23 protein-coding genes are annotated in these 25,437 nt (G+C 70.7%); 17 read left to right on the top strand and 6 right to left on the bottom strand.

Annotated features, from left to right (window positions below; translation table 11 throughout):
• Nucleotides 1–2: 2 nt before the first annotated feature.
• The 5 genes from F9C12_RS12180 to F9C12_RS12160 are packed head-to-tail and all read left to right on the top strand — an operon-like array spanning nucleotide 3 to nucleotide 4,630.
• Nucleotides 3–1,199 carry an MCE family protein gene (locus F9C12_RS12180; protein WP_409465930.1) on the top strand — a complete coding sequence of 399 codons (1,197 nt, stop codon included), beginning with the start codon at nucleotides 3–5 and terminating at the stop codon, nucleotides 1,197–1,199.
• On the top strand, nucleotides 1,196–2,398 hold the full coding sequence (locus F9C12_RS12175; protein WP_409465929.1) for an MCE family protein: 1,203 nt from the start codon (nucleotides 1,196–1,198) through the stop codon (nucleotides 2,396–2,398). Before F9C12_RS12180 ends, F9C12_RS12175 begins: the two co-directional genes overlap by 4 nt.
• Entirely contained in the window at nucleotides 2,398–3,639 is a 1,242-nt protein-coding gene (locus tag F9C12_RS12170; protein WP_409182092.1) for an MCE family protein, read from the top strand. The genes F9C12_RS12175 and F9C12_RS12170 overlap by 1 nt, the downstream gene beginning before the upstream one ends.
• A complete protein-coding gene (locus F9C12_RS12165; RefSeq protein ID WP_409465928.1) occupies nucleotides 3,639–4,145 on the top strand; it encodes a hypothetical protein in 507 nt (168 codons plus the stop codon). Before F9C12_RS12170 ends, F9C12_RS12165 begins: the two co-directional genes overlap by 1 nt.
• Nucleotides 4,142–4,630 carry a hypothetical protein gene (locus F9C12_RS12160; RefSeq protein ID WP_409465927.1) on the top strand — a complete coding sequence of 163 codons (489 nt, stop codon included), beginning with the start codon at nucleotides 4,142–4,144 and terminating at the stop codon, nucleotides 4,628–4,630. The genes F9C12_RS12165 and F9C12_RS12160 overlap by 4 nt, the downstream gene beginning before the upstream one ends.
• Here the strand turns inward: F9C12_RS12160 and F9C12_RS12155 are convergent.
• Both F9C12_RS12155 and F9C12_RS12150 read right to left on the bottom strand, forming a co-directional pair.
• Nucleotides 4,608–5,549, bottom strand: a complete 942-nt coding sequence (locus tag F9C12_RS12155) for a methylenetetrahydrofolate reductase (protein ID WP_409465926.1) — start codon at nucleotides 5,547–5,549, stop codon at nucleotides 4,608–4,610. The two genes, F9C12_RS12160 and F9C12_RS12155, sit on opposite strands and share 23 nt — an antisense overlap.
• 25 nt (nucleotides 5,550–5,574) lie before the next feature.
• Nucleotides 5,575–5,925: a MerR family transcriptional regulator gene (locus tag F9C12_RS12150; protein ID WP_409182088.1), complete on the bottom strand. Its 351-nt coding sequence runs from the start codon at nucleotides 5,923–5,925 to the stop codon at nucleotides 5,575–5,577.
• 96 nt (nucleotides 5,926–6,021) lie between these two features.
• Here F9C12_RS12150 and F9C12_RS12145 point away from each other — a divergent pair, with 96 nt between their 5' ends.
• On the top strand, nucleotides 6,022–6,900 hold the full coding sequence (locus F9C12_RS12145; RefSeq protein WP_409465925.1) for an NmrA family NAD(P)-binding protein: 879 nt from the start codon (nucleotides 6,022–6,024) through the stop codon (nucleotides 6,898–6,900).
• Between the two features lie 38 nt (nucleotides 6,901–6,938).
• Here the strand turns inward: F9C12_RS12145 and F9C12_RS12140 are convergent, their stop codons facing one another.
• Together F9C12_RS12140 and F9C12_RS12135 are read right to left on the bottom strand one after the other, a co-directional pair.
• The gene (locus F9C12_RS12140) at nucleotides 6,939–8,084 is read right to left on the bottom strand and encodes a GDSL-type esterase/lipase family protein (RefSeq protein WP_409182085.1); all 1,146 of its coding nucleotides are present in this window, start codon (nucleotides 8,082–8,084) and stop codon (nucleotides 6,939–6,941) included.
• A 44-nt stretch (nucleotides 8,085–8,128) separates the two neighbouring features.
• Nucleotides 8,129–8,611: a hypothetical protein gene (locus tag F9C12_RS12135; protein WP_409465924.1), complete on the bottom strand. Its 483-nt coding sequence runs from the start codon at nucleotides 8,609–8,611 to the stop codon at nucleotides 8,129–8,131.
• Nucleotides 8,612–8,682: 71 nt separating this feature from the next.
• Here F9C12_RS12135 and F9C12_RS12130 point away from each other — a divergent pair, with 71 nt between their 5' ends.
• The 4 genes from F9C12_RS12130 to F9C12_RS12115 all read left to right on the top strand — a co-directional run bounded on the left by F9C12_RS12130 (nucleotide 8,683) and on the right by F9C12_RS12115 (nucleotide 16,816).
• The gene (locus tag F9C12_RS12130) at nucleotides 8,683–9,921 is read left to right on the top strand and encodes an aminotransferase class I/II-fold pyridoxal phosphate-dependent enzyme (RefSeq protein ID WP_409465923.1); all 1,239 of its coding nucleotides are present in this window, start codon (nucleotides 8,683–8,685) and stop codon (nucleotides 9,919–9,921) included.
• Nucleotides 9,922–9,985: 64 nt separating this feature from the next.
• Nucleotides 9,986–11,080, top strand: coding sequence for an FAD-dependent monooxygenase (locus F9C12_RS12125; RefSeq protein WP_409182082.1), 1,095 nt, complete (start codon nucleotides 9,986–9,988; stop codon nucleotides 11,078–11,080).
• Nucleotides 11,081–11,107: 27 nt separating this feature from the next.
• Nucleotides 11,108–11,572, top strand: a complete 465-nt coding sequence (locus F9C12_RS12120; protein ID WP_409465922.1) for a YbjQ family protein — start codon at nucleotides 11,108–11,110, stop codon at nucleotides 11,570–11,572.
• A gap of 105 nt (nucleotides 11,573–11,677) precedes the next feature.
• The gene (locus F9C12_RS12115; RefSeq protein ID WP_409465921.1) at nucleotides 11,678–16,816 is read left to right on the top strand and encodes an RHS repeat-associated core domain-containing protein; all 5,139 of its coding nucleotides are present in this window, start codon (nucleotides 11,678–11,680) and stop codon (nucleotides 16,814–16,816) included.
• 55 nt (nucleotides 16,817–16,871) lie between these two features.
• Here F9C12_RS12115 and F9C12_RS12110 read toward each other — a convergent pair whose 3' ends face one another.
• Complete coding sequence (locus F9C12_RS12110; protein ID WP_409465920.1) at nucleotides 16,872–18,668, bottom strand: AMP-dependent synthetase/ligase; 1,797 nt, start codon at nucleotides 18,666–18,668, stop codon at nucleotides 16,872–16,874.
• A gap of 112 nt (nucleotides 18,669–18,780) precedes the next feature.
• On the opposite strand from F9C12_RS12110, the gene F9C12_RS12105 reads away from it, so the two are divergent.
• The 7 genes from F9C12_RS12105 to F9C12_RS12075 are packed head-to-tail and all read left to right on the top strand — an operon-like array spanning nucleotide 18,781 to nucleotide 23,954.
• A complete protein-coding gene (locus tag F9C12_RS12105; RefSeq protein WP_409182078.1) occupies nucleotides 18,781–19,191 on the top strand; it encodes a polyketide cyclase / dehydrase and lipid transport in 411 nt (136 codons plus the stop codon).
• Nucleotides 19,192–19,200: 9 nt separating this feature from the next.
• Nucleotides 19,201–19,995 (top strand): metallophosphoesterase, encoded by a 795-nt coding sequence (locus F9C12_RS12100; RefSeq protein ID WP_409182077.1) that lies wholly within the window; start codon nucleotides 19,201–19,203, stop codon nucleotides 19,993–19,995.
• Nucleotides 19,996–20,021: 26 nt separating this feature from the next.
• Nucleotides 20,022–20,459, top strand: coding sequence for an SRPBCC family protein (locus F9C12_RS12095; protein ID WP_409182076.1), 438 nt, complete (start codon nucleotides 20,022–20,024; stop codon nucleotides 20,457–20,459).
• Nucleotides 20,460–21,617, top strand: coding sequence for an ArsA family ATPase (locus F9C12_RS12090; protein ID WP_409465919.1), 1,158 nt, complete (start codon nucleotides 20,460–20,462; stop codon nucleotides 21,615–21,617).
• A complete protein-coding gene (locus F9C12_RS12085; RefSeq protein WP_409465918.1) occupies nucleotides 21,614–22,096 on the top strand; it encodes a hypothetical protein in 483 nt (160 codons plus the stop codon). Before F9C12_RS12090 ends, F9C12_RS12085 begins: the two co-directional genes overlap by 4 nt.
• Nucleotides 22,097–22,104: 8 nt before the next feature.
• Nucleotides 22,105–23,031, top strand: a complete 927-nt coding sequence (locus tag F9C12_RS12080; RefSeq protein ID WP_409187061.1) for an ROK family protein — start codon at nucleotides 22,105–22,107, stop codon at nucleotides 23,029–23,031.
• A gap of 53 nt (nucleotides 23,032–23,084) precedes the next feature.
• Nucleotides 23,085–23,954: an NUDIX domain-containing protein gene (locus F9C12_RS12075; RefSeq protein WP_409182072.1), complete on the top strand. Its 870-nt coding sequence runs from the start codon at nucleotides 23,085–23,087 to the stop codon at nucleotides 23,952–23,954.
• A 619-nt stretch (nucleotides 23,955–24,573) separates the two neighbouring features.
• On the opposite strand, the gene F9C12_RS12070 is transcribed toward F9C12_RS12075, so the two are convergent.
• On the bottom strand, nucleotides 24,574–25,362 hold the full coding sequence (locus F9C12_RS12070) for an SDR family oxidoreductase (RefSeq protein WP_409465917.1): 789 nt from the start codon (nucleotides 25,360–25,362) through the stop codon (nucleotides 24,574–24,576).
• Between the last annotated feature and the right edge of the window lie 75 nt (nucleotides 25,363–25,437).

Genomic DNA, 25,437 nt, shown 5'->3' with positions numbered 1-25,437 from the left:
TCATGACTGTCGAAACCAAAGCGGGACGGAGCCTGCTCACCTGGCTCTCCTTCGCTTGCGTGGCCGCGCTTTTGCTTACCGCGGGGATCTACCTGGTCCTGCGCGACACTGGCGGCATAAAACTTTCGGCGTATTTCGGGAAAACCGTCGGCCTGTACGCCGGATCGTCGGTGCGGGTGCTCGGCGTCGCGGTCGGCGAGGTCACCGCGGTGACGCCGGAAGGCCAAGCGGTGCGCGTGGACATGAAGGTGAACGACGACGTGCCGATCCCGAAGGACGTCGGCGCGGTCGTCGTCTCGCCGAGTTTGGTGAGCGACCGCTACGTCCAGCTGACTCCGGCGTACGACAGCGGCCCGACGCTCGCGAGCGGAACCGTGCTGGCGCGCGACAAGACCGCGACGCCGGTCGAACTGGACGACCTCTACGCGAGTCTCGACAAGCTGTCCACCGCGCTCGGACCCAACGGGGCCAACAAGAACGGCGCGTTCTCCGATCTGCTGGACACCGCCGCGGCCAATCTGAAGGGCAACGGCAAGGACCTGAACTCGACCGTCACCCGGCTCGCCGAACTGGCCGGCACGCTCGACGATTCGAAGGACGACCTGTTCTCCACGGTGAAGAACCTGAACTCCTTCACCTCCGCACTGTCCCAAAGCGACAGTCAGCTGAACGAGTTCTACCAGCGGCTCGCGGACGTCAGCGGCTTCCTCGCCGACGATTCGCACGACGTCGGGGCCGCGCTCGAATCGCTGTCCACGTCGCTGCAGGACGTGAAACAGTTCGTGGCGGACAACAAGAACGGGCTTTCGTCCAATGTGGCCAAACTGGCGTCGCTGACCAAGGTGCTGGTGGACCAGCGGGCCGCGCTCGCCGAGGTGCTCGACATCGCGCCGACCGGGGCGACGAACTTCATCAACACCTACGACGCGGCGTCCGGCACGATCGCGGTGCGCGACAACCTGAACGAGATCACCAACCCGCCGATCCTCACCGTCTGCCGGCTGATCAGCGCGGGCACGCCGAAGCCGCTGCCGGACACGCTCGGCACCATCTGCAAGAAGCTCGCGCCGGTGCTCGACGGCACGCTGAAGCTGCCGTCGATTCCGCAGGCGCTGAACTCGTTGCAGAACGGCCAGCTGCCGCCGTTGCCGCTGCCGCTCGTCGATGTGCTGACGCAGAAACCCGGAGGCACCAAGTGAACCGCCTCCGCAAACGGCTGGCGGGCGTGCTCGCCGGGGTGCTGGTGCTCGCCGGATGCAGCGACGGCGGGTTCAACGGCCTGTACTCGACGCCGTTGCCCGGCGGTCCGGACGTCGGCGACCATCCCTATCACGTCACCGCGTTGTTCACCGACGTGCTGGACCTGGTGCCGCAGGCGAACGTGAAGGTGAACGACGTCGCGGTCGGCCGGATCGACCGGATCGCGCTCACGCCGGACACCCGGTCCGCGCTCGTGTCGATGACGGTGAACGGCGACGTCCAGCTGCCCGCGAACGCGCGGGCCGAACTGCGTCAGTCCAGTCTGCTCGGCGAGAAGTTCGTGCAGCTGAGCGCGCCGGCCGCGGAGAAGCCGACGGGCAAGCTCGCCGACGGGGCGCAGATCCCGCTCGGGCGCACGAACCGCAATCCGGAGATCGAAGAGGTGCTGGGCGCGTTGTCGTTGCTGCTCAACGGCGGCGGCGCCGACCAGCTGCAGAACATCAGCCGCGAACTCAACGACGCGCTGTCGGGCAACGAACCGCAGATGCGCGCGCTGCTGTCCCGAGTGGACGAACTCGCCACCCAGCTCGACGGGCACAAGGGCGAGATCCTGCGGGCGATCGACGGGCTGGACAAGCTGTCCACCACGCTCGCCGGGCAGAAGCAGAACCTCGCCACCGCGCTGGACAAACTCGCGCCGGGGCTGAAGATCGTCGCCGATCAGCGCGACCAGCTGGTGGGGATGCTGAACGCGCTGAACAAGCTGTCCGGCGTCGCGGTGGACACGGTGAACCGCAGCCGGGACCAGCTCGTCGCCAACCTCAAGGCGCTCGAGCCGACGCTGCGCCAGCTCAGCGCGGCGGGCAAGGACCTGCCGAACGCGCTGCGGATCCTGCTCACCTACCCGTTCCCGGACTACGCGGGCAACGTGATCAAGGGCGACTACGCGAACGTCGACGCGCGGATCAACCTCGATCTCGACAAGCTGGTGCAGAACTTCACGAACTCGTCGCAGCCGCCGTTCCAGCTGCCGACGCCTTCGGTCCCCGCGTCGCCCGGCGGTGCTCCGCCCGCTGCCGGGCAGGGGATGCCGCAGCTGCCGTTGCCGCTGCCGAACACGCCGTCCACGGGCGGAGCGAAACCGGGGTACGGCGGGGTCTTGGGCGGTCTGCTCGGCGGTCTGGTGGGAGGCGGCTGATGAACACGCGCAAAACCCGGATCCAGCTGCTGGTGTTCTTCGTGATCGCCGTCGTGTCGGTGACGTACGCGGGCGGCCGTTATGCCGGTCTCGACCGGATTTTCGGCAACCGCGGATATCACGTGACGCTCAAATTGCCGGATTCCGGCGGGGTTTTCGTGAACTCCGAGGTCGCCTACCGCGGGGTGACGGTCGGCCGGGTCGGAGCGATGACGCTCACGCCGCACGGCATCGACGTCCGGCTCGACATCGACTCCGGCGGCCCGGACATCCCGTCCGCGCTGCACGCGCAGGTGGCGAACCGGTCGGCGGTGGGGGAGCAGTTCGTGGACCTGCTGCCGGACCGCGAATCCGGACCGTACCTGGAGGACGGCGCGGTGATCGCGCAGGACCGCACGTCGCTGCCCGCGACACCGGATTCCGTGCTGACGCATCTCGACGGCCTCGTCGCGAGCGTTCATCCGGAGTCGTTGAAGACCGTGGTGGACGAGACGTACGACGCGTTCGCCGGATCCGGGCCGCAGCTGCAGAAACTGCTGGACAGCACCAGTTCGCTCACCGCGACGGCCGCCCAGTACGTGCCGGACACGCAGGGGTTGCTGGCGAATTCGCGCACGGTTTTCGCGACGCAGGAGCGGCAGGCGCAGAACATCACGGCGTTCGCGTCCGGATTGAAGACGATCGCCGGGCAGTTGAAGTCGTCGGATCCGGCTCTCCGCAAGGTGATCGACGAGGCTCCGCAGCTGAGCCGCCAGATCAGCGACGTGCTCGCGACTTCCGGGACCGACCTCGGGGTGCTGTTCGCGAACTCGCTCACCACCGCGCAGGTCACCTCGATGCGGAAGGACGCGATCGAGGAACTGCTGGTGGCGTATCCGGTGATCTCGGCGTTCTCGCCGACGACCTCGCCGGACGGGACCGGGCATCTGGGCGTGGTGTTCAACTTCTTCGATCCGCATTCGTGCACGAAGGGGTATGAGGGCACGAAACAGCGTCCGGCCAACGACACGAGCGACGCGCCGGTCAACATGAACGCCTACTGCGCGGAGCCGCCGGGCAGCCCGACGGAGGTGCGGGGTGCGCAGAACGCGCCTTACGCGGGGAAGCCGCCCGCGATTCCGGCCGCGCCCAAGGCTTCCGCGCCTTCGGACCAGGGTTCGCAGCAGCAGTTGCCGGGCCTGCTGGGGCAGCTGACCGCGCCGTTGAAGGGCGGGCTCGGGGCGTTGCTGGGCGGTTCGTGATGGCTGCGGGCATCTTCCGGAACGAGCGGGTGCTGACCGCGCTCGCCGCGGTCGCGGTGCTGGCCGCCGCGTGGTTCGGCTGGTCGTGGTGGAGCGCGGCGCACGACGACAGCCTGGCCCGCGGCCGGGCCCGGGACGCCGTGCTGGCCGCCGCGAGCACTCAGCTGGTCACGCTGAACACGATCGACTACCGCACGAGCGCGGTCGACGTGGACCGCTGGATCGCCGCGACGACCGGCCAGTACGGCAAAGACCTTTCCGGCGACCGGCAGCTGCAGATCGACCGGGCGAAACGGACCAAAACCGTGTCGACGGCTTCGCTGGTGCAAGCCGCGGTCACCGACCTGAACCCTGCGGAGGGAACGGCCCGGTTGATCGCGGTGCTGAACGTCCGCGTGAGCACCGGCGACGGCGCGCCTTCGGCGAAACAAGCGCGGCTCGCCGTGGACTTCGCCCGAGACGGCGACACGTGGAAGATCGGCGGCGTGCAGGCGGTGGGCTCGTGAACCGCCGGACAATCACCGCTGCCGTGGCCGCGGTCGCGCTGGCGTGCGCGGTGTGGTTCGGGGTGCAGACGTCGCTGCTGCAGCCCGAGGACGACGAGGCGATGGTCGACCCGGCGGCGACGGCGCAGGTCACCGAGCAGGTGAGTGCCGCGGTGAAGGCGGTTTTTTCTTACGACTACGCGAATTTGGACCGCACCGCCCGCGCTGCGGCCGATGTGCTGACCGGTCCGGCGGTGGGGCAGTACCAAAGCCAGTTCGCCGCGGCTCGGCAGCGGGCGGAGAACGAGAAGCTGGTTCGGACGACGACGGTGCGTACGATCGGGGTTCGCTCGTTGCGGGGTGATGACGCGAGTTTGCTGCTTTTTCTTGACCAGCAGACGATTCTGCCCGGGGGTGGTGCGCCTCGGTCGGGGGTGGGGCAGTTGTCGGTGACTGCGCATCGGACTGATGGGCAGTGGAAGATCACCGCGCTGGATCCGCTGTAGCCGTCCGGCCGAGCAACCCGCTCACCTCGCGCGCAAGAGCCACCGAAGCCTCGATCTCGACCTTCCGGATCGAGACGCTCTCCACGAGAAACCCGAACGGCATCCCGAGCTTGCGGCAGAACCCGGCCAGTTCCCGGGCGTTCGCCAGGCACTGCTCGTACGACTCGGCCAGCGTGTCGTCCGCGTGCCGAAGCGAGTTTTCCAGCCAGCGCGGGACGTGGACGCCGAGCCACTTCAGGAATGCCAGCGTTTTCGCCGAACCGCAGACCGAGAGGGTGAAGAGGACCGGTTTGGGGTCGAGTCCCTGCTCGCGGCAGGTGTAGAAGTAGTCCGAGACCATGCTCTTGGCCGCGTCGGCGCTGTAGATCACCTGCGAGATGAAGTACGCGCAGCCGGCCCGCTGCTTCGCGATCAGCCGGAGGTGTTCGTCCGGGCGTTCGGTGATGGCGACGCCGCCGAGCAGCAGGTCCGGGCGCACTTCCCGGCGCAGCGCGTGCGCCTCGGACAGCCGGGTGTGCACCTCCTTGCCCTGCGAGGACGCGCCGACGAAGACGGACAGCACGCGGTCGGTGTCGGCGGTCCGCAGCCAGTCCCGCAGTTCGTCGCCGGGGTACTTGCCGACGCAGCGGTAGATGACCGCGGGACGGTCCCACTCGGTGAGATAGTCCGCGTGGTAGACGGCCGGATCGAGGGTCGGCAGGTACGGGAACGGCCGTTCCTCGGGATTGCGGTCGCTCTCGTCGTCGATGTCGTAGAGGGCGAGCCCGTCGACGTCCAGCGAGGCGAGCCTGGCCAGCGTGGCGGCGGTGATCTCCTGGATCCGCTCCGGCGAGGTGCTCAGGCGGGGCGGGGTGATGCCGAACAGGAGGACGCCGCTGTCGGCGCTGGTGAGCAGCTGCTGGAGAGTGTGGTCCGCCATGGGCGGAAGTTAGCAGCCGGGGCCGTCAGGTCGCGGTCCGGCGCTGGATCACTGTGTCCAGCGCCGCGCGGGACGACTGGAGGCGGGCCAGCGCCGCGTCGATGCGGTCGCGCTCGCCGCGCAGCCGTTCGAGCACTCCGTCGCAGGCGGGCGTGAGCGGTTCGTCCCGGACGCACGAGCCGATCTCGGCGATCGTCGCGGTGGGCAGGCCCGCGGCGAGCAGCTCCCGGATCCGGCGCACCGCGCTGACGTCGGCCTCGGCGTACTCGCGGTAGCCGTTCGGGGTGCGGGCCGGGTGCAGGAGGCCCTGTTTTTCGTAGTACCGCAGCAGCTGCTCGTCGACGCCGGTCCGCTTGGACAGTTCCCCGATGCGCATGTGACCTGGCTCCGATGACTTGACCTTGTAATCGGTTTCAAGGATTAGCGTCGCGATCGCCGAAGTCAAGCAGCAGTGATCCAGGAGGAATGACAAGTGACGAAGGTGCTGGTCGCGGGGGCCACGGGAATGCTGGGCAGCGAGATCGCGGCGAGCCTGCTGCGGCGCGGCGCGCAGGTGCGGGCGCTGGTCCGGCCGGAGAGCGCGGGGGCCGAGACGGCGCGGACGCTGAAGGAACGGGGCGCGGAAATCGTCCAGGGCACGCTCGATCGGCCCGACCGCGCGCTGGACGGCGTGGACGTGGTCGTCTCCGCGGTGCAGGGCGGCCCGGACGTCGTCGTGGACGGGCAGCTCGCCCTGCTGCGCGCCGCGGAGAAGGCGGGAGTGTCCCGGCTGATCCCGTCGGATTTCGCGGTCGATCTGTTCCGGCTCGACGACGGGGACAACGTCTTCCTCGACGACCGGCGGAAGGCGCACGAAGCGTTCGCCGGCGCCGGGGTGCAGGTGACGTCCGTGCTCAACGGCGCGTTTCACGAGGTGATGACCGCGCCGTTCCTCGAAATCGTGGACTGGGAGAAGGGAACGTTCAGCTACTGGGGCGACGGCGACGAGCCGTGCGACTTCACCACCGTCGCGGACACCGCGGCCTACACCGCCGCGGTGGCGCTGGACGCGGACGTCTCCGGACCGGTCCGGGTGGCCGGTGACGTGTTGTCCATGAAGGACTTCCACGCGGCGTTGGAGCGCGGTTCCGGGCGGAGCCTCTCGCTGCGGCGCCTCGGCGGCACGGAAGAGCTGGCGGCGGAGATCGAGCGGCGCAAGGCAGGCGCGGCCGGGCCGACGGATTACGTTGCGCTGCAGTACATCTGGGCGATGGTCACCGGGAAGGCGAAGCTGCGTCCGCTGGACAACGGCCGTTACCCGGACATCCGCCCGACCGGGATGGCGGAGTTCGCCCGCCGGTTCGCGAGCTGAACGATCGTGGCCTCAGGCTGGGCCTGAGGCCACGTGCCTCACTCCGCGAACGGGCCGCCGTCCCCGAAGACCTGCTTCGCGAACCGCTCGCCGACCAGCCGGTGCGTCGCCGCGTCCGGATGCAGCGCGTCCGGCAGCGGGTGCGCGGCGAAATCCTCTTCCCCGTACAGGGAAAGCCCGTCCACGTAACGCAGTGCCGGATCCTGCCGGTCCCGGACGATCCGGGCCAGCTCCTCCCGGATCACCTTCAAGGTCAGCTTTCCCTCCGCCACCGAGGCCGGATCGCCGGTCGCCTTGAACCGGAGCGTTCCGGTGCTGAAGTCCGGCGCGCCCGGTCCCGGCGTGTCCTCGTGGATCGGGCAGAGCAGCGGCGAAACCACGACCAGCGGGACGTCCGGATGTCCCTCGCGGATCGTGTCCAGGAATCCGTGCACGGCCGGGCCGAACGCGCGCAGCCGCATCAGATCGGCGTTCACCACGTTGATCCCCAGCTTCACGCTGAGCAGGTCGGCGGGAGTGTCGCGAAGGGCCCGCGCGGTGAACGGGTCGAGCAGCGCGCTCCCGCTGAAGCCCAGGTTGACCAGGTCCACCCCGGCGGCCGCGGCGGCCAGCGCGGGCCAGGTCTGCGACGGGCCCGCCGCACCGGTGCCGTGGCTGATCGAACTGCCGTGGTGCAGCCAGACCCGGCGCGCGGGCGGCGGCGGGGAGACCGGGGCGGTGGTGCGCAACGCGACCAGCCGGGTGGTTTCGTTGTGCGGCAACCAGATCTCGACGTCCTTGGCCCCGGCGGGCAGGTCGGAGAACCGGACCGTGCCGGACGGGCCGGGGCGGGTTTCGCCCTCGCCGGTCATCATGTCGAGGATCAGCTCGTCGCCGCCGGACACCGTCGCGGAGCCCGCCGGGCGCCCGTTCAGCACCAGCTCGTAGACGCCGTCCGGCAGCGGCGGCACGCCGGCGTAGCCCACTTTCGTGCGGTGCGTGTCCAGCTCGATCGCCGTCGATTCGGTGCGGAACGCCAAGCGCACGCCGGACGGCTGGGTCTCCGCCATCGCGAGCCTGCTGTCGGTGTTCTGCGCCCGCGCCCGTGCGGTCAGCCGGTGCGGCAGGAGCCCCTGCGGCGTGCGTTCCAGTTCGAGCGCGCCGCGCACGAACTCTTCGCCGATCTCGGTGGTGATCCACTGCATGCCGCCGAGTCTGCCGTCCGCGGCCGCCCGCCGCCAACGGGATATCAGCCGTCCCAGACCCCGGGGCCCTGGCGCAGCACCGCGACCGGGGCGGCTTCGGCGGACGGCCACAGGTCCAGCACGTACCGGAAATGCTCGCCGAACTCGTGGTCGTGCCAGTCCGCGTCCGGCGGCCCGCTCTCCACATAGGACACTCGGACCCGGTACCGCCCGGGCGGTACCGCGATCCGGTGCTCCTGGCGGGCGTAGCCGGCGGGACCGGCCAGCGTCGCCTCGCCGCCGGGGACGTCGAGATCGGCTTCCACCACGTGGGACGCGTCCGGCCGCACCGGCGGCGCCGCCGCGGCGGCCGACACGTCGACCTCGACCCAATCGGAGCGCGCGGTCGCCACGGAGAGCGACGACGGCTCTACCGCGACGCGGTGCTCCGCGACCGCCTCGGCGGTCCACCCGCCGTCGCCGGGACGCCAGGCGTCCTTGTCCCGCAAGGAGAACTGCCGCTGCTCGGCATGCACCAGGTACCGCACGGGCCCCACGCTAGCCCACGAGAGCCGGGGGTCGCCCAAACTGGCTTGTGCGCGCGGTTTAGCGTGGTGGTATGACCACAGCTCCTGTCGATGTCGACACTGCCCGTCGCGACTACGCCGCGCTGGTCGAGCGCGGACTGTCCCTGGACATCACCCGCGGCAAGCCGTCGCCCCGGCAGCTCGACCTGTCCGCGGATCTCCTGACGCTGCCGAACGGCCAGTACCGGGCCGAGGACGGCACCGACACCCGCAACTACGGCGGGCTCAAGGGGCTGCCGGAGCTGCGCCGCATCTTCGCCGAGGCGCTGCAGGTGCCGGTCGACCAGCTGTTCGCCGCGGGCAACTCCAGCCTGGAGCTGATGCACGACACCATCGCGCAGGCGATGCTGAGCACCCTGCCGGGCGCCGCGCGCCGCTGGGCCGACGAGCCCCGGATCGCGATGCTGTGCCCGGTGCCCGGCTACGACCGGCACTTCGCGCTCGCCGAGCGGTTCGGCATCGAGCTGATCCCGGTGCCGATGACCGAGACCGGCCCGGACATGGACGTGGTCGAGCGGCTCGTCGCCGAGGACGCCGCGGTCAAGGGCATCTGGTGCGTGCCGAAGTACTCCAACCCGACCGGCGTCACCTTCAGCGCCGAGGTCGCCGGGCGGCTCGCCGCGATGCCGGCCGCCGCGCCGGACTTCCGGATCATCTGGGACAACGCCTACGCGGTGCACCACCTCACCGACGACGAGCCGGAGCTGGCCGACATCCTCGCCCTCTGCGCCGAGGCCGGGAACCCGGACCGCGCGTTCGTGTTCGGCTCCACCTCGAAGATCACCTTCGCCGGGGCCGGCGTCGGGTTCTTCGGCGCGTCCGAGGCGAACCTGGCCTGGTGGCAGAGCGTGCTCAGCAAGCGCACCATCGGCCCGGACAAGGTCAACCAGCTGCGCCACGCGCTGTTCCTCAAGGACGCCGACGGCGTCCGCGCGCTGATGCGCAAGCACGCCGAGCTGATCGCGCCCAAGTTCGCCGCCGTCGACCGCATCCTCTCCGAGGAGCTGGGCGACCTGGCGACCTGGACCAAGCCGACCGGCGGCTACTTCATCTCGCTGACCGTGCCCGAGGGCACCGCGAAGGAGGTCGTGCGGCTGGCCAAGGAGGCGGGCGTCGCGCTGACCCCGGCCGGGGCCACCCACCCGCACGGGAACGACCCGGCCGACGCGGTCATCCGCATCGCGCCGACCTTCCCCGAGCTGCCCGAGGTGGAGGAGGCCGTCCGCGCCCTCGCCGTCTGCGTGCGGCTCGCGGTCGCGCAGCGCGCCTGATCCCCGGCCGGTGCCGCCGCCACCCGCTACGGTGGCGGCGGCACAGTCGTATCCAGGGGGCGCGATGCGGGTTTTGATCGCCGGCGGCGGAGTCGCGGGCACGGTCACGGCGATGGCGCTGCGGCTCGCCGGGCACGAGCCGGTCGTGTACGAGGCGCACCCCAGCGGGGGAGCGGACGCGGGCGCGTTCCTCGTCGTGATGCACAACGGCATGAACGCGTTGCGCGCGATCGACGCCGACCGGCCGGTGATCGAAGCGTCCTTCGCCTCGACCGGCATGGAACTCGTCGGCCCGGACGGGACCACCCTCGGCGCGCACGAGTTCGACCGCGAACTCGACGGCCCGCGCACCCTCACTCGTGCCGCGCTTTACCATGCGCTGCAACGAGAAGCGCAACGCCGGGGCATCGAGATCGTCCACGGCAAGAGGTTGGTCTCCGCCGCTGACGGCGGCACCGCGACGTTCCAGGACGGCACCACCGCGTCCGGCGACGTGCTCGTCGGCGCGGACGGCCTGCATTCCGTCGTCCGCACGCTCATCGATCCCCAGGCCGAGCCGCCGCGCTTCACCGGCCTGACGGTGGTCTACGGGTACACGCGCGCCGGAGGACTTCCTGCGGCACCCGGCATTTACCGGATGTTCCGCGGCAGCCGCGCCGCGTTCGGCTACACCACCGACCCGGACGGCGCGACGTACTGGTTCGCCCGCGTCCCCGACGAGGAGCGCACGCGCGCCGAGATCGCCGCCGTCACCCCGGAAGGCTGGCGCGAGTTCGCCCACGCCGCGTTCGCGGACGATCCGCTGCCGTGCGCCGCGATCGTGGCCGCGACCGGCGACAACGTGCACGGCGGCCATTCCTACGACCTGCCGACCACCCGCGTGTGGTCGACGCCGTCGATGGTGCTGGTCGGCGACGCTGCCCACGCGGCGTCCCCAGCGGCCGGGCAGGGCGCGTCGATGGCGCTGGAAGACGCGGTGGTGCTCGGCCAGTGCCTGCGCGACCTGCCGGACGCACCCGCGGCGTTCGCGGCCTACGACCGGCTGCGCCGCGCCCGGGTCGAGAAGCTCGTGGCGGCCAGCGCGGGCCGCGACGTCGGGGAAGAGCGAGGGTGGGCATACCGGCATCATCTGGACTGGACCGCGCGAATCACAGCGTGAGCGGCTCGCCGACGATACGATCCGCGCATGACTCAAGCCGCGCCACCGCAGCAGTTCCCGATTCTGCTGTCGACGATGAACGATCTGCCCGGGTACCGCGTAGTCCGCGTGTTCGGCGAGGTTTTCGGGCTCACCGTCCGCAGCCGCAACATGTTCTCCAACATCGGCTCCGGGTTCAAGGCGATGGGAGGCGGCGAGCTCAAGGGCCTCACGAAGCTGCTGTCCGACTCGCGCCACGAAGCCCTTTTCCGGCTGTGCCAGGAGGCCATGCAGCACGGGGCCAACGCCGTGCTCGCGCTGCGCTTCGACTGCAACGAGATCGCCGGCACGGCCAGCGAGATCGCCGCGTACGGCACCGCGGTGTACGTGGTCCCGGACGGCGCCCAGCAGGCTCCGCAGCAGCAGGCCCCGCAACAGCAGCAGGCCGCCCCGCAGCAGCAGTACGCGCAGGCGCCGCAGCAGCAATACCAGGCTCAGCCGCCGCAGGCCTGAGCCGCGGGACAGCTTTGCCCGTGCGTCCAGCCGTTTCCTGGACGCACGGGCGCCTAGCGGGCGAGGCCGGAAAGCGGCGGCGGGCCCGCGGATAGCGTGGTCCGGGTGAGCAACCCGTTGATCGCGGAGACGAAGGACTCGACCAAGGCGTATTCGGGCATCACCCTGCTCGAATCGGGCGAGATGGTGAAGTCCGGCATCGAATCCGGCGACTGGGCGTCGATCGCGATGGGGGCGGTCGGGGTCGCGCTGGACGTGCTGTCGACCGCGATGGATCCGTTCGGGTCGATCCTGGCGGCGGGCGTCGGCTGGCTGATCGAGCACGTAGGGCCGCTGAAGGAGGCGCTGGAGGCGCTCACCGGCAAGGCCGACGAGATCAAGGCGCAGGCCGAGACGTGGCAGAACGTCGCCAAAGAGCTGGAGAGCATCGGCAAGGACCTGACCGCCTGCGTCGAGAAGGACCTGCGGAGCTGGACCGGCGAAGCGGCCGACGCCTACCGCGAGCGCACCGAGGACGTCGCGAATCTGCTCGGCGCGGCGCAGAAGGGCACCGAGGGCGCGGCGTCCGGGGTGAAGACCGCGGGCGAGGTCGTCGCGGCGGTCCGGATGCTGGTGCGCGACATCATCGCGCAGCTCGTCGGGCACCTGATCAGCTGGGCGCTGCAGGTGCTGTTCACCGCCGGGATCGGGATGGCGTGGGTGCTGCCGCAGGTGGTAGGCGCCGTCGCCAAGACCGCCGCGCAGCTGGCCCGGATCACCAAGCAGCTGGTCGCCGCGCTCAAGGCGCTGATGCCGCTGCTGAAGAAGGCGGGCGTCCTGTTCGAGGACGCGGCGAAGGCGTTGAAGGGCGTCAAGGGCGGCAAGGTCAAGCCGCCGGACGCGCCGAAGAACCTCGAACCGAAGCCGAAACCCAAGCCGGAGAACGAAAAGGGCGGCGATTCGACCACCGCCTCCGGCGATCATTCCGGGCCGCCGAAGGACGAGGTCAACCCGCGGGGCAATCATTCGCCGCCGCCGAAGGACGAGACCAAACCACAGGGCGGCCACTCCGAGCAGCCGCCCCCGGCGGACCGGAGCGGAAACCAGGGCGGCAACCAGGGCGGCACCGGCAAGACGCCGCCGAAGGACGACCCGAAGCCGGCCGACACCCGGGGCGGCAAGGACGAGTGCAAGACCGCGGGCGACCCGGTCGACGTCGTGCGCGGCTCGGTCCTGCTCGAGGCGGTCGACCTCGAACTGCCGAGCCCGCTCGTGCTGGAACGGCTGCACGTCTCGGCATACCGGTCCGGACGCTGGTTCGGCCCGAGCTGGACGTCGACGGTGGACCAGCGGCTCGAAGCCGATGCCGGAGCCGTCCGGTTCTACGCGGCGGACGGCCGGATCCTCGTGTATCCGCGGGCTGGAGCCGGGGAACCGGTGCTGCCGCTGGAAGGCCCGCGCCGACCGCTGACCGCGACCGACGACGGATACCTGCTCGCCGACCCGGTCCACGGCACGGAATTGCGCTTCGGCCCCGGACGCGGCGGCGTTTTCCCGCTGCTCGCCGCGACCGACGCCGCGGGCGACCGGATGGAGGTCGAGTACGCCGAAAGCGGCGCACCCCGGCTGATCCGCCATTCCGCGGGCTACCGCGTGGCGCTGGACTCCCAGGCGGGCCGCGTCACCGCGATCCGGGTGCTCGGCGACGGCCAGGAACCGGTGCTGGTCCGCAGCTTCGGCTACGACGATCGCGGCCGGCTGGTGCGAGTCTTCAATTCCTCCGGCCTGGCCACGCAGTACGACTACGACGCCGATGGCCGGATCGCCGGCTGGCAGGACCGCAACGGCGTCTGGTACCGCTACCTCTACGACGCCGAGGGCCGCTGCGTCCGCACGGTCGGCGACCGGGGCGTGTACGACGGCGAGTTCGCCTACGACCGCGAACAGCGGATCACCCGCTACACCAACGCACTCGGCCACGTCACGGAATTCCACTTCAACGAAGCCTCGCAGCCGACCAAGGACGTCAGCCCGCTCGGCGCGACCACAGTGTCCACTTGGGACCGTTACGACCGGCTGCGGTCGCGCACCGATCCGCTCGGCCGCACTACCGGTTTCGAGTACACCGACGAGGGTTTGCTGACCGCGGTCGTCCGCCCGGACGGCAGCCGCGCGCACGTCAGCTCCGCGCCGGACGGCACGCTGACCGTCACCGTCGAGACCGCCGAACGCACCTGGCGGCGGGTCTATCCGCCGGGCACCGCACCGGATCTGTTCACCGCGCAAGCCGGGATCGCGGCGACCGGATTCGCGCAGGACCGCCAGCTGACCGGGGGAGAACCGGCGCGCGCGGAGCCCGACCCGGTGCGCCGCGACCAGTTCGGCCGCCCGCGCGTGGCGGCCGACGGAACCCGCTTCGGCTGGACGGTCGACGGGAGCCAGGCCAGCCGGATCGGCCCGTCCGGGCGGCGCGAGGAATGGCGTTACGACGCCGAAGGAAACCTCGTGGAACGCGTCGACGCGCGGTTCGAATACGGCCCCTTCGACCTGCCGGTCGCGAAAATCGACGCCACCGGCGCCCGCACCGCCTACGAGTACGACACCGAGCTTCAGCTCGTCCGGATCACCAACCCGGCCGGTCTGACCTGGCACTACACCTACGACGCTGACGGCAGGCTCGTCGCGGAAACCGACTTCGACGGCCGGGAGCGGCAGTTCGCCTACGACGCGGCGGGCCAGCTCGTGCGGTCGGTCGACGGATTGGGCGTAATCACCGAGTACAGCTATGACGTGCTAGGCAACGTGATCGAGCGCCGCACGGAAAGCGGGACCATCCGCTACGAGTACGACCCCGTCGGTTTCCTCACCCGGGCCACCGAAGGTTCCTGCGTACTGGAGATCGAGCGCGACGAAGACGGCCGCGTAGTCCGGGAATCGGTTGACGGGCGCGCGGTTTCCTATGTGCACGAGCCTTCCGGCCTCCGCCGCACCACTCCGTCCGGCTCGGTCAGCGAGTGGAGTTTCGACGACGAGGGGAAGGCGGTCGCGCTGTCGACCGCCGGACACGAAGTGCTCTTCCGCCACGACGAAGCGGGCCACGAGGTCGAGCGGGTGCTGGGCGGAAACACCGTGCTGGCACAGGCTTTCGACGCGGAACACCAGCTGGTCGCGCAGACTTTGGCCGCGGGCAGCCAGGTCCGGCAGCGGCGCGAATACCACTACCGCGCCGACGGTCACCTGGTCGGCGTGGACGATTCGCTGTCCGGCCCCACGCGGTATCAGCTCGACGCCGTCGGCCGCGTCACCGCTGTGGCCCGGCGGGACGGCCAGGAGACCTACCGCTACGACGCGTCGGGCAACATCCGGCACGCGCAGCTCTCGTTCGCCGAACCGGACGCCGGTCCGCGCGACTACACCGGAAACCGGCTCGCCGCGGCGGGCGCGGTGCGCTACGTCCACGACGGCCAGGGCAGGCTCGTCGCCCGCCACGAGAACTCCCGGACCTGGACCTACCGCTGGGACGCGCAAGACCGGCTGCTCGCGGTGGAAACCCCGGACGGCGTCCAGTGGCGCTACCGCTACGACCCGCTGGGCCGCCGCATCGCGAAACAACGCTGGCTGCCCGGCGCGGACGCCCCGGCCGAGGAAACCCTGTTCTGCTGGAGCGGGCAGCTGCTGGTGGAACAGGAACACCGGCTGGCCGATTCCGCGCCGCTCACCCTGACGTGGGACCACCTGCCCGGCACCGTGCGCCCGGTGGCGCAGACCGAACTGCTGGGCACGAGCGCCCGGTTCTTCTCGTTCGTCACCGATCCGGTCGGCACCCCGGTCGGTCTGGTGGACGCCTACGGCACGGTCGCCTGGCGAGCCGCCGGCTCGCTGTGGGGCCGCACCCGCCCGGGCGGCACGCCGCTGCGGTTCCCCGGCCAGTACGCGGACGACGAAACCGGCTTGCACTACAACGTTTTCCGCTACTACGACCCGGGCACCGGCCGCTACCTGAGCCAGGACCCGCTCGGCCTCGCCCCGGCCCCGAACCCGGCTTCGTACGTGCCCAACCCGCTCGCCGACGCCGACCCGCTGGGGCTGGGAAACTGCCTGACGCGGCAGAAGTCCGGCCCGGACGACGAAGCGCGTCCGAACGAGACTCCGGGCGGCGGGAACAACGCCGGGCACGTGCAGGACACCAACCCGTCCTCGGCGCCGCCGCGCGAACCCGCCCCTCCGCCGCGCGAGCCGACCCCGCCGCCCCGGGAACCGACCACGGCTTCGTCGGCCCCGCCACCGCCACCGCCTCCGCCGCCGGGCAAAGTCCCGGGCGCCCCGGTGCCTCCGCCGCCGGGCAAAGCCCCCGGCGGACCTCCGGCAGTTCCTCCTCCGCCGCCGGGCAAGGTCCCGGGCGGCCCGCCGCCCGCGAAGAAGCCCGGCCTGTCGCTGGAAGAGCAGATCGCGAAGCGGAAGGAAGCGCTGAACAAGACGGAGGTCGTCAAGAAGGAAGAAGCCCCGCCGTACAAGATGAAAGAGGGCGACGAGGCCAAGAAGGACAAGGAGCGGGTCGACCACAAAATCGACGACACCGTCGCCAAGTTCAAGGACCGGAAGCCGCCGCTGCAGGACCCGCCCGCGGTGCTGCGCGTTCCGGACGATCCGCGGTTCAAGATGAGCACGAAGGTGTCGGAACTGCCCGACTACCTCAAGCACAATCTGCGCGAAGGCGACAACGACAAGACCCTCGCGGAAATGCTCGGGTACCAGAAGAAGGATTTCGTCGACGAGCACGGCCGCCCGACCCCCGACGACGCGAAAGCAGGCGATTTCGTCCACCGGGAGGGCGGCGCCGGGTACAACCCGCGCGACAACGCGATCGTGATGGATCCGCGCAAGGGCGACAACGAGATCGCGCACGAACTGGGCCATGCCCTCCAAAAGGAGAACGGCGGCCACACCCGGAACAACACCAACGGTTCGCTTCTGGAGTACCACAACGTGCTCAAGAACGAGAACCTCGTCAACGAGGGCCTTCGCGACAACTACATGCTCAAGCCGGGCATCAAGCCGAAACCGGGCGAGACCTACGACAGCATGGTCGACGAAATCAACCGCATGCCGAACGCCGAGGTTCGCAAGCACAACCTGGACATGCTGAAAGAAATCGACGAAATACTGAAGGAACCCCGGTATGCCGGGAAAGCGGACAAGATCCGCGAAAACCTCGTGCTGGAATACTTCAACAATCCGAAAATCCAGGCGCCGGTCGCACTGTGACGGCACGAAAACGGGCCCGCGCCGGGAATGGCGAGGGCCCGTTTTCCGGTCCGGGTCACTTCCGGTACAGCGCCTCGATGTCGGACGCGTAGTTCTTGCTCACCACGTTGCGCTTCAGCTTCAGGCTCGGCGTGATCTCGCCGCCCGCCTCGGTGAAGTCGTTCGCCAGCACGGTGAACTTCTTGATCGACTCCGCGTGCGACACCTGCTTGTTCGCCTCGTCGACCGCCGCCTGGATCTCCGCGCGCAGGTCCGGGTCCTCGGCCAGGTCGGACACCGTCGCGGAGTCCGGCTTGCCGTGCTGGGACTTCCAGGCCGGGAAGTACTCCTCGTCGATCGTCACCAGCGCGGCGATGAACGGCCGCTGGTCGCCGACCACCATCACCTGGCTCACCAGCGGCGCGGCCTTGATGGTGTCCTCGAGCCCGGACGGGGCGACGTTCTTGCCGCCCGCCGTCACGATGATCTCCTTCTTGCGGCCGGTGATCTTGAGGAAGCCTTCGGAGTCCAGCTCGCCGAGGTCGCCGGTGTGGAACCAGCCGTCGGTGAGGGCTTCCGCGGTCGCTTCCGGGTTGTTGTAGTACCGGCCGAACACGACGTCGCCCTTGAGCAGGACCTCGCCGTCCTCGGCGATGCGCACCGAGGTGCCCGCGACCGGACGCCCGACGGTGCCGACGCGGAACGCCGCGCTGGTGTTCACGTTCGCCGCGGCGGACGTTTCGGTGAGGCCGTAGCCCTCGAACACCGGCACGCCGATGCCGCGGAAGAAGTGCGCCAGCCGCGCGCCCAGCGGAGCCCCGCCGGACACCGCGGCGACGCAGCGGCCGCCCAGCGCGGCGCGGAGCTTGCCGTACACCAGCTTGTCGAACACCAGGTGCTTCGCGCGCAGGCCGAGCGAAGCGCCGCCCTTTTCCTGCGCCTCGCTGTACGCGACCGCGGTGGCCTCGGCGGCGTCGAAGATCTTGCCTTTGCCGTCGGCGTGCGCCTTCTGCTTGGCGGTGTTGTAGACCTTCTCGAACACGCGCGGCACGGCGACCACGAAGGTCGGCCGGAAGGTGCCGAGGTCCGGGACCAGGTTCTTCACGTCCGGCGTGTGGCCGAGGGTGACGCGGGCGGTGAGCGCGGTGATCGCGATCGCGCGGGCGAGGATGTGCGCCAGCGGCAGGAAGCACAGCAGCGAGTTGCCCTGCTCCATCAGCTCCGGGAAGGCCTCGATGTCCGCGCGGATCTCGGCGAGCAGGTTCCGGTGGGTCAGCTCGACGCCCTTGGGCCGCCCGGTGGTGCCCGAGGTGTAGACGATGGTGGCCGTCTCGTTCGCGGTCACGCCGCGACGGCGGGTGTGCAGGTCCTCGTCGGAGACCTCGGCGCCCAGCGCGGTCAGCTCGTCGACCGCGGGGGAGTCGCCCTCGATCTGCCACGTGTGCTCGAGCGTGCTGAGCCGCCCGCTGATCTCCTCGACCGCTTTCCGGTGCGCGCCGGTCTCCACGACGACGGCCTTGGCCGCCGAATCGGAAAGGATCCAGTACACCTGTTCGGGCGAAGACGTTTCGTAGATCGGCACGGTGACCGCGCCCGCGGCCCAGATCGCGAAGTCGACCAGCGTCCACTCGTAGCGGGTCTTCGACATCAGCGCGACCCGGTCGCCGTGCCCGACGCCCGCCGCGATCAGGCCCTTGGCCACGGCCGCGACCTGGTCGGCGAAGTCCTTCGCGGTCACGTCGAGCCAGGTGCCCTCGACCTGCCGCCGGAAGCTGACCACGTCGGAGAACCGCTCCGCGTTCGCCCAGACGACATCGGCCAGGTTCTCGTCGTCGGTCACCGGCTTCCCGGCGGGGGCGCTGTATTCGCGCACGTGGACCTCCGTGTTCGACGCGTGCGGTTACCCGCCAGTCAACTTAGCGTGCCGTAGACCTTAAGACCATGCTGGCACGGGGCGCGCGGCGAGGTCGTGACATCGTGTCCGGGTGCACGAACCGCCAGCACTCGATCTCGTAGACGAGACCTTCCTCGTGGTGCCCCCGTCCACCGTCGCGGCCGCCTTCGCCGACCCGCGCTCGTGGCGGCGGTACTGGCCGGACCTGGAATTGCGGGTCTACACCGACCGGGGGGACAAGGGCCTGCGCTGGACCGTCACGGGCGCCTTGATCGGTACCATGGAGGTCTGGCTGGAACCTGTTCTCGACGGCACCGTGCTGCACTACTTCCTCCGGGCCACGCCTGCCGGTCCCGGCGGCGTCCCGCGCGAGCTGAGCCCGCGCGAACTGCGCCGCGAATTCGACCGGCGGGCGCGCGCGGCGAAGGACGTGGCGCTGGGGCTGAAGGAGATCCTCGAGGACGGGCGCGAGCCGGGGGTTCCGCCCCGGACCGTCGAGTAGGAGGCTCTTGTGCGGGTTCACGTCGTTTCGGACGTGCACGGCAACGCCGACGCGCTGAAGCGGGCGGGGGACGGGGCGGACGCGCTGGTCGTGCTCGGCGACCTGCTCGACTTCGTCGACTACCACGACCACGACAAAGGCATCATGGGCGTGCTGTTCGGCGCGGAGAAGGTCGGCGAGTTCGCCCGCCTGCGCCGCGAAGGCACCAGGGACGAGACGGTCGCCTACTCGCGCACGCTGTGGGCCACCCTGGACGACCCGGCCGCCGCGGTCGACGAAGCGGTCCGCGAGCAGTACTCCACGTTGTTCGCCTCGATGACCGCGCCCACGTACGCGATCCCCGGCAACGTCGACGCGCCTTCGGCCTGGCCGGAGTTCGCCGGCGAAGGCGTGCACCTGGTCGACGGCGAGGTCGTCGCCATCGGCGGGCTGCGGTTCGGCTTCGCCGGCGGAGCGGTGCTGCCCGACGGCGTGCTCCCGCGTCCGCGCAAGGGCGCGGCGTGGCGGCCGTACCTGCGGGCGCGCGAGGAGTTCGACGCGGCGGTTTCGCTGCTGGACGAGGTCGACGTGCTCTGCACGCACATCCCGCCCGCGGTGCCCGAACTGACCTACGACGTGGTCGCGCGCCGCGCCGAACTCGGGTCGAAGGCGCTGCTGGACCTGATCCGGCGGCAGCGTCCGCGCTGGTCGGTGTTCGGGCACGTGCACCAGCCGCTGGCCGTGCGGCGCCGGGTCGGGCACACCGAGTGCCGTAACGTGGGTCACTTCAAGGAGACCGGGCAGCCCTACGTGCTGCGCTGGTGACTGTGCTGTCCGGCTACGCTTCGTCCATGGCCGAGCAGTCCACGCAGTCCATCGAGGTCGACGCCGAGCCCGCACGGGTCATGTCGGTGATCTCCGATTTCCCCGCGTACCCGGAGTGGACCAAGGCGGTCCGCGAGACCGAGGTGCTCGCGACCGACGACGCGGGCCGGGCGAAACAGGTGAAGCTGACCCTCGACGCCGGGCCGATCAAGGACGTGTACACGCTCGAGTACGACTGGGACGACGACGGTCTCGGCGTCAGCTGGCACCTGGTCAAGGGCCAGATGCAGAAGGCGCAGAACGGCCGGTACGCGCTCGAACCGCTCGGCGGCGGGCGCACCCGCGTCACCTACACGCTGTCGGTGGAGCTGGCGCTGCCGATGATCGGGCTGCTGCGGCGCAAGGCGGAGAAAATGGTCATGGACACCGCGCTCAAGGAGCTCAAGCGCAGGGCCGAGGGCTAGATGCGGATCCTGCTGTTCACCGGCAAGGGGGGTGTCGGGAAGACGACGCTCGCCGCGGCTACCGCTGCCGCGCTCGCCGGCCGCGGCAGGAAGACGCTCGTCGTGTCCACCGATCCGGCGCATTCGCTCGGCGACGCCTTCGGCACGCCGCTGGGCGCCGAACCCTCCGAAGTGGACCTTCGCCGCGACGGCACGCCGGCCGGGCTGTGGGCGGCGCAAGTCGACTCCCGGGCGCTGGCCGACCGCACCTGGCACGAGCTGCGCGGCGAACTGCGGAAGGTGCTGGCCGGAGCCGGTCTGGACGTGCTGGACGCGGAAGAGCTGACCGTGCTGCCCGGCGTCGACGAACTGCTCGCGCTGAGCGAGGTGCGGCGGCTGGCTTCGCAGGGGCCGTGGGAGACCGTGGTGGTCGACTGCGGGCCCACCGCGGAAACGCTGCGTTTGCTTTCGCTGCCGGAAGCCGTGTCGGGCTACCTGGGCCGGGTGTTCGGCAACCGCCGCGTCGCGGCTTCGGTGCGGAAGCTCGGCGCACATCTCGACGCGCTGCGGGAGCTGCTCACCGACCCGCGCGTAACGACCGTCCGGCTGGTGCTGACGCCGGAACGGGTGGTGGTCGCCGAGGCCCGGCGCACGCTCACGTCGCTGGCGCTGCGCGGCATCGCGGTCGACGGCCTGATCGCCAACCGGCTCATGCCCGCGCCCGGATTCTGGCGCGGTTCGGCGGCGAAGTGGCTGCGCACCCGGCGGGACCAGCAGGACGCGGTGCTGGCGGAACTGGCCGAGGCCGGCTTCGGCCCGGACGAACTGGCCCGCGTCGAGCACCGGGCGAGCGAACCGGTGGGCGCCGAGGCGCTCGCCGAGCTGGCCCGCGAGCTGTACGGCAGCCGGGACCCGTTGTCCGGCAACGGAAAACCGGTCACGCCGCTGCTGTCGGTGGCTGCCGACGGCGACGGTTTCCGGCTGCGGATCGCGCTTCCGCTGGACCGGGATTCGGCGGTCGACCTCGCCCGCGTGGACGACGACCTGGCGATCACCGTCGACGGGTTCCGCCGGCTCGTCGCGCTGCCCGAAACGCTGCGCCCGTGCCGGATCACCGGCGCGGAATCCGACGCCGAAGGCCTGGTGGTCAGCCTGGCCGGGAACCAGGGATCCGGATGAGCGAAGAGCATGCCGAGGGGGCTGCCGGGTGGTCCTCGGACGGCCTGAAGCTGGCCGAGGAGATCCGGCTGCTGGTCGAGATGGTGATCGAACGCGCCGCGCCGTGGCTGGAAGGCGTCATGGCGGCCGGGCACGGGGACCGCGCGAAGCCCGAAGAGCCGGGCGCGCCCGATGTGGAGGACAGCACTTCGGGATGCGGGTGGTGCCCGCTGTGTGCGATCGTCGCCGTCGTGCGCGGCGAGCGGCCGGAGTTCGTGGCCCGGGTCCTCGAACAGGCGGCGCAGCTCGTCGCGTTGCTGCGGGCGGTGCTCGCGGACCGGTGGGAGCCGGAGGAGGGCGTGCACATGCCCGGGTTCCGGCCCGCCGCGCATCCGCCCGCCGCGGCGGAGGCGTCGGCTTCGGAGCCGTCGTCGCGGGTCCAGCACATCGTCGTCCGCAAGCGCGCGGACTGCAGCCGGAGCGGGAGATCTGATTGCTGACCGTAGGGGTGGACGTCGGCGGCACCAGCGTGCGCGCCGGCGTCGTGGACGAGCGCGGCTCGCTGCTCGACACGGCGCGCGTCGGTACGCCGAGCGAGGAGAACGCGCTCGAAGACGCCATCGCCGGGGTCGTCGAGACCCTGCGCAACCGGCACGACGTCGCCGCGGTCGGCCTTGCCGTGGCCGGGTTCGTGGCCCGGGACCGCCGCACGGTGATGTTCGCGCCGCACCTGGCCTGGCGCAACGCCCCGGTGGCGGACCGGATCGCCAAGCGCGTCGGCCTGTCGGTGACGCTGGAGCACGACGTCAATTCGGCGGTCGTCGCCGAGCATCGCTTCGGCGCCGCGCGCGGGGCCGGGGTGGCCGCGCTGGTCGCGCTGGGCACCGGAATCGGCGCGGGGTTGCTGCTGGACGGCGAGATCTACCGGGGCGCCCACGGGGTCGCGCCGGAACTCGGCCACCTCACCGTGGTGCGCGACGGCCGGGCTTGCCCCTGCGGGAAGTACGGCTGCTGGGAGCGCTACTGCAGCGGTACGGCGCTGGCGGCGACGGCGGTCGAACTGCTGGCGCGGTACCCCGGCCGCTCCACCGTGCTGTCCCGGGAAATCGCCGGCGACCCCGGTTCGGTCACCGGCCGCCGAGTGGCCCGCGCGGCCCGCGACGGCGACCCGATCGCCTTGCGCGCCATGGCGGAACTGGCGAAATGGCTCGGCGAAGGGCTCGCGCTGGTGGCGGACGTCTTCGACCCGGAGATCATCGTGATCGGCGGGGGAGTGTCGGAGTCCGCGCCGCTGTTCCTGGACGAGGCCCGGGAGCACTACGCCGGCGCGATCACCGGCGCGCGGCACCGCCCGCTGGCCCGCATCCGCACCGCGCATCTGGGGGACGACACGGCGATCGTGGGCGCGGCGGCGCTGGCGATGGACACGTTGTGAGCTGGTTCTGACCGGGATTAACACGTACAAGGTTCTGTGGAAGGCTGGGCCGGGTGACGCCGACGACCGCCAACCGCTTCGTGCGGTGCTCTTGCGGCAGGCAGCACTGGGGTGCGTTCGGTGCGGCCGGGTTGTTGTTGTGCGATCCCAGCCGCGGGGTGCTGCTGCAGCGGCGCGCGTGGTGGGTGCACAACGGCGGCACGTGGGCCTTGCCCGGCGGCGCCCTCGAAGCCGGGGAGACCGTGCATGAGGCCGCCGCTCGGGAAGCGTGGGAAGAAGCCGCGATCCCCGCGTCCGCGTTCCGCGCGATGTCCGCCTCGGTGCTGGACCACGGCGAATGGCAGTACACGACCGTGCTCGGCCTGGCCGACAGCGCGTTGCAGGCCCAGGTCGCGAACGAGGAAAGCGCCGAGATGCGCTGGGTCCCGCCGGACGAGGTCGCCGCGCTCGACCTGCACCGCGATTTCGCCCTCGCCTGGCCGGTGCTGCGCGAGCAACTGGGCCGGGAACTGGTGCTGGTGGTCGACGCGGCGAACGTGATGGGCTCCCGCCCGGACGGCTGGTGGCGCGACCGCCGAGGCGCCGCGGAACGCCTGCGCGACCAGCTGACCGCCCCCGCGGAGAACGGCCTGCGCGACGACGTGACCGGAATCGGCGCGGGCCCGGCGTGGTCGTGGTGGCCCCGGGTGGTGCTGGTGGTCGAGGGCAAGGCCAGAGGAGTGGAACCGATCCCGGGAGTAGAGGTCGTCGCGGCGGAGGCCGACGGCGATTCGAAAATCGTCGAGGTGACCGCCGCGGCCCGGCAACGCCCGGACGACCACGTCGTGGTGGTGACGGCGGACCGGGAGTTGCGCGGCCGGGTGGGTGATTTGGGGGCGCGGGTGCTGGGGCCGGGGGTTTTGTTGCGCGAGTTGGGCGGCTGATCGGTCGCCGCGGCGATCGTGGTTGTTCCGTCGTCGCACGGCTGCGTTTCGGGAGGCCGGGTCGTCGTGGTGCGTGGCCGGGTGGGTGATCTGGGGGCGCGGGTGCCGGGGCAGGGGTGTTGCGGGAGTTGGGCGGCTGATCGGTTGCTGCGTGGGAGGTCGCGCTGCGGTGGCGGGTGTTTGCGAGGTGCGCGGCCGGGTGGGCGAGCTTGGGGCGCGGGTGCTCAGGCCGGAGATTCTGCTGCGGAATCTGCGCGGTTGATCGGTCGGCGTGCGATCGGGGTGTTTGTTGTTGCGCGGCTGGGTTTCGGGGGTCGCGAGTCGCGCGACCGGGTGGGAGATCCCGGCGCGGGTGCTCCGGACCGAGGGTTTTGTTGCGGAAGTCGGGCGGCTGGTCGGTCGGCGCGCGATCGTGGTTGTTCCGGCGTCGCACGGCTGCGTTTCGGAAGCGCGCGCCGCGGTAGCGGGTGTTCGCGAGCTTCCCGGCGCGGTGAGCGTCTCGGTGCGCCGCTGCTGGGGCCGGGGACTCTGCTGCGGGAACTCGGCGGCTGATCAGTCGCCGCACGCTCCCGAACTTCCCGGCCACCTAAGCGATCCCCACAACACCATCCAGCAACCGTCACACGGTCTTCACCGCCCCCGCGTCGATCAGGTAGTCCGCTCCGGTGATGCTCGCCGCCAGCGGTGACGCTAGATACGCGATCAGCGCGGCCACCTCGTCCGGTTCGACCAGCCGTCCGGTCAGCATTCCGGCGCCGGCGGGCAGGCCGGCCAGCAGATCCTCCTGCGACAATCCCATCGACGAAGCCAGTTCGGCCCCGTAGCTGTCCGGGCCTTCCCACAGTGCGGTGCGAACCGGTCCCGGTGAGACAGTGTTGACTCGTACTCCCTGCGGTCCGAACTCCTCCGCCAGTGCTTTCCCGAACGCGGTCAGCGCGGCTTTCGCGGTGGTGTAAGCGATCGGGCCCGAATGCGGCATCCGCGCACCGTTCGAGGAGACCGTCACGATCGCGCCCCGGCGTTCGATCAGATGCGGCAGCGCGGCGCGCGAAGCCCGGACCGCGGCGAGGAAGTTCAGCTCCAGCAGGTCTGTCCACTGGCGATCGGTGACCGACAGGAAACCGCCCGCTTGGCCGCTGGCGCTGTCGCCGCCGCCGACGTTGTTCACCAGAACGTCCAGGCCGCCGAGTTCCGCGACGGCTTGTTCGAGCAACAGTGCGGGGCTGTCTGGGGCGGAGAGGTCCACCGCGACGGGCACTGCGCCGGTTTCCTTCAGTTCCGGCGTGATCGTCCGGGTGGCGGCCACCACTCGCATTCCTTCGCCGATCAGCGCGGACACCGTGGCCAGCCCGATTCCCCGGCTCGCTCCGGTGACGACCGCGGTCTTGCCGGCCAGTTGCAGATCCATCGGTGAAACTCCCCTGAGTCGGGTCAAGTACGTTGCAGCTAAGCTATCAGTTGCAACACTGATGACGCAACTAAG

Origin of the sequence: Amycolatopsis sp. GA6-003 (assembly GCF_046267895.1) — a bacterium.
In the GTDB taxonomy this organism is placed as follows: domain Bacteria; phylum Actinomycetota; class Actinomycetes; order Mycobacteriales; family Pseudonocardiaceae; genus Amycolatopsis.
This window is presented reverse-complemented; position numbering and strand designations above follow the sequence as displayed.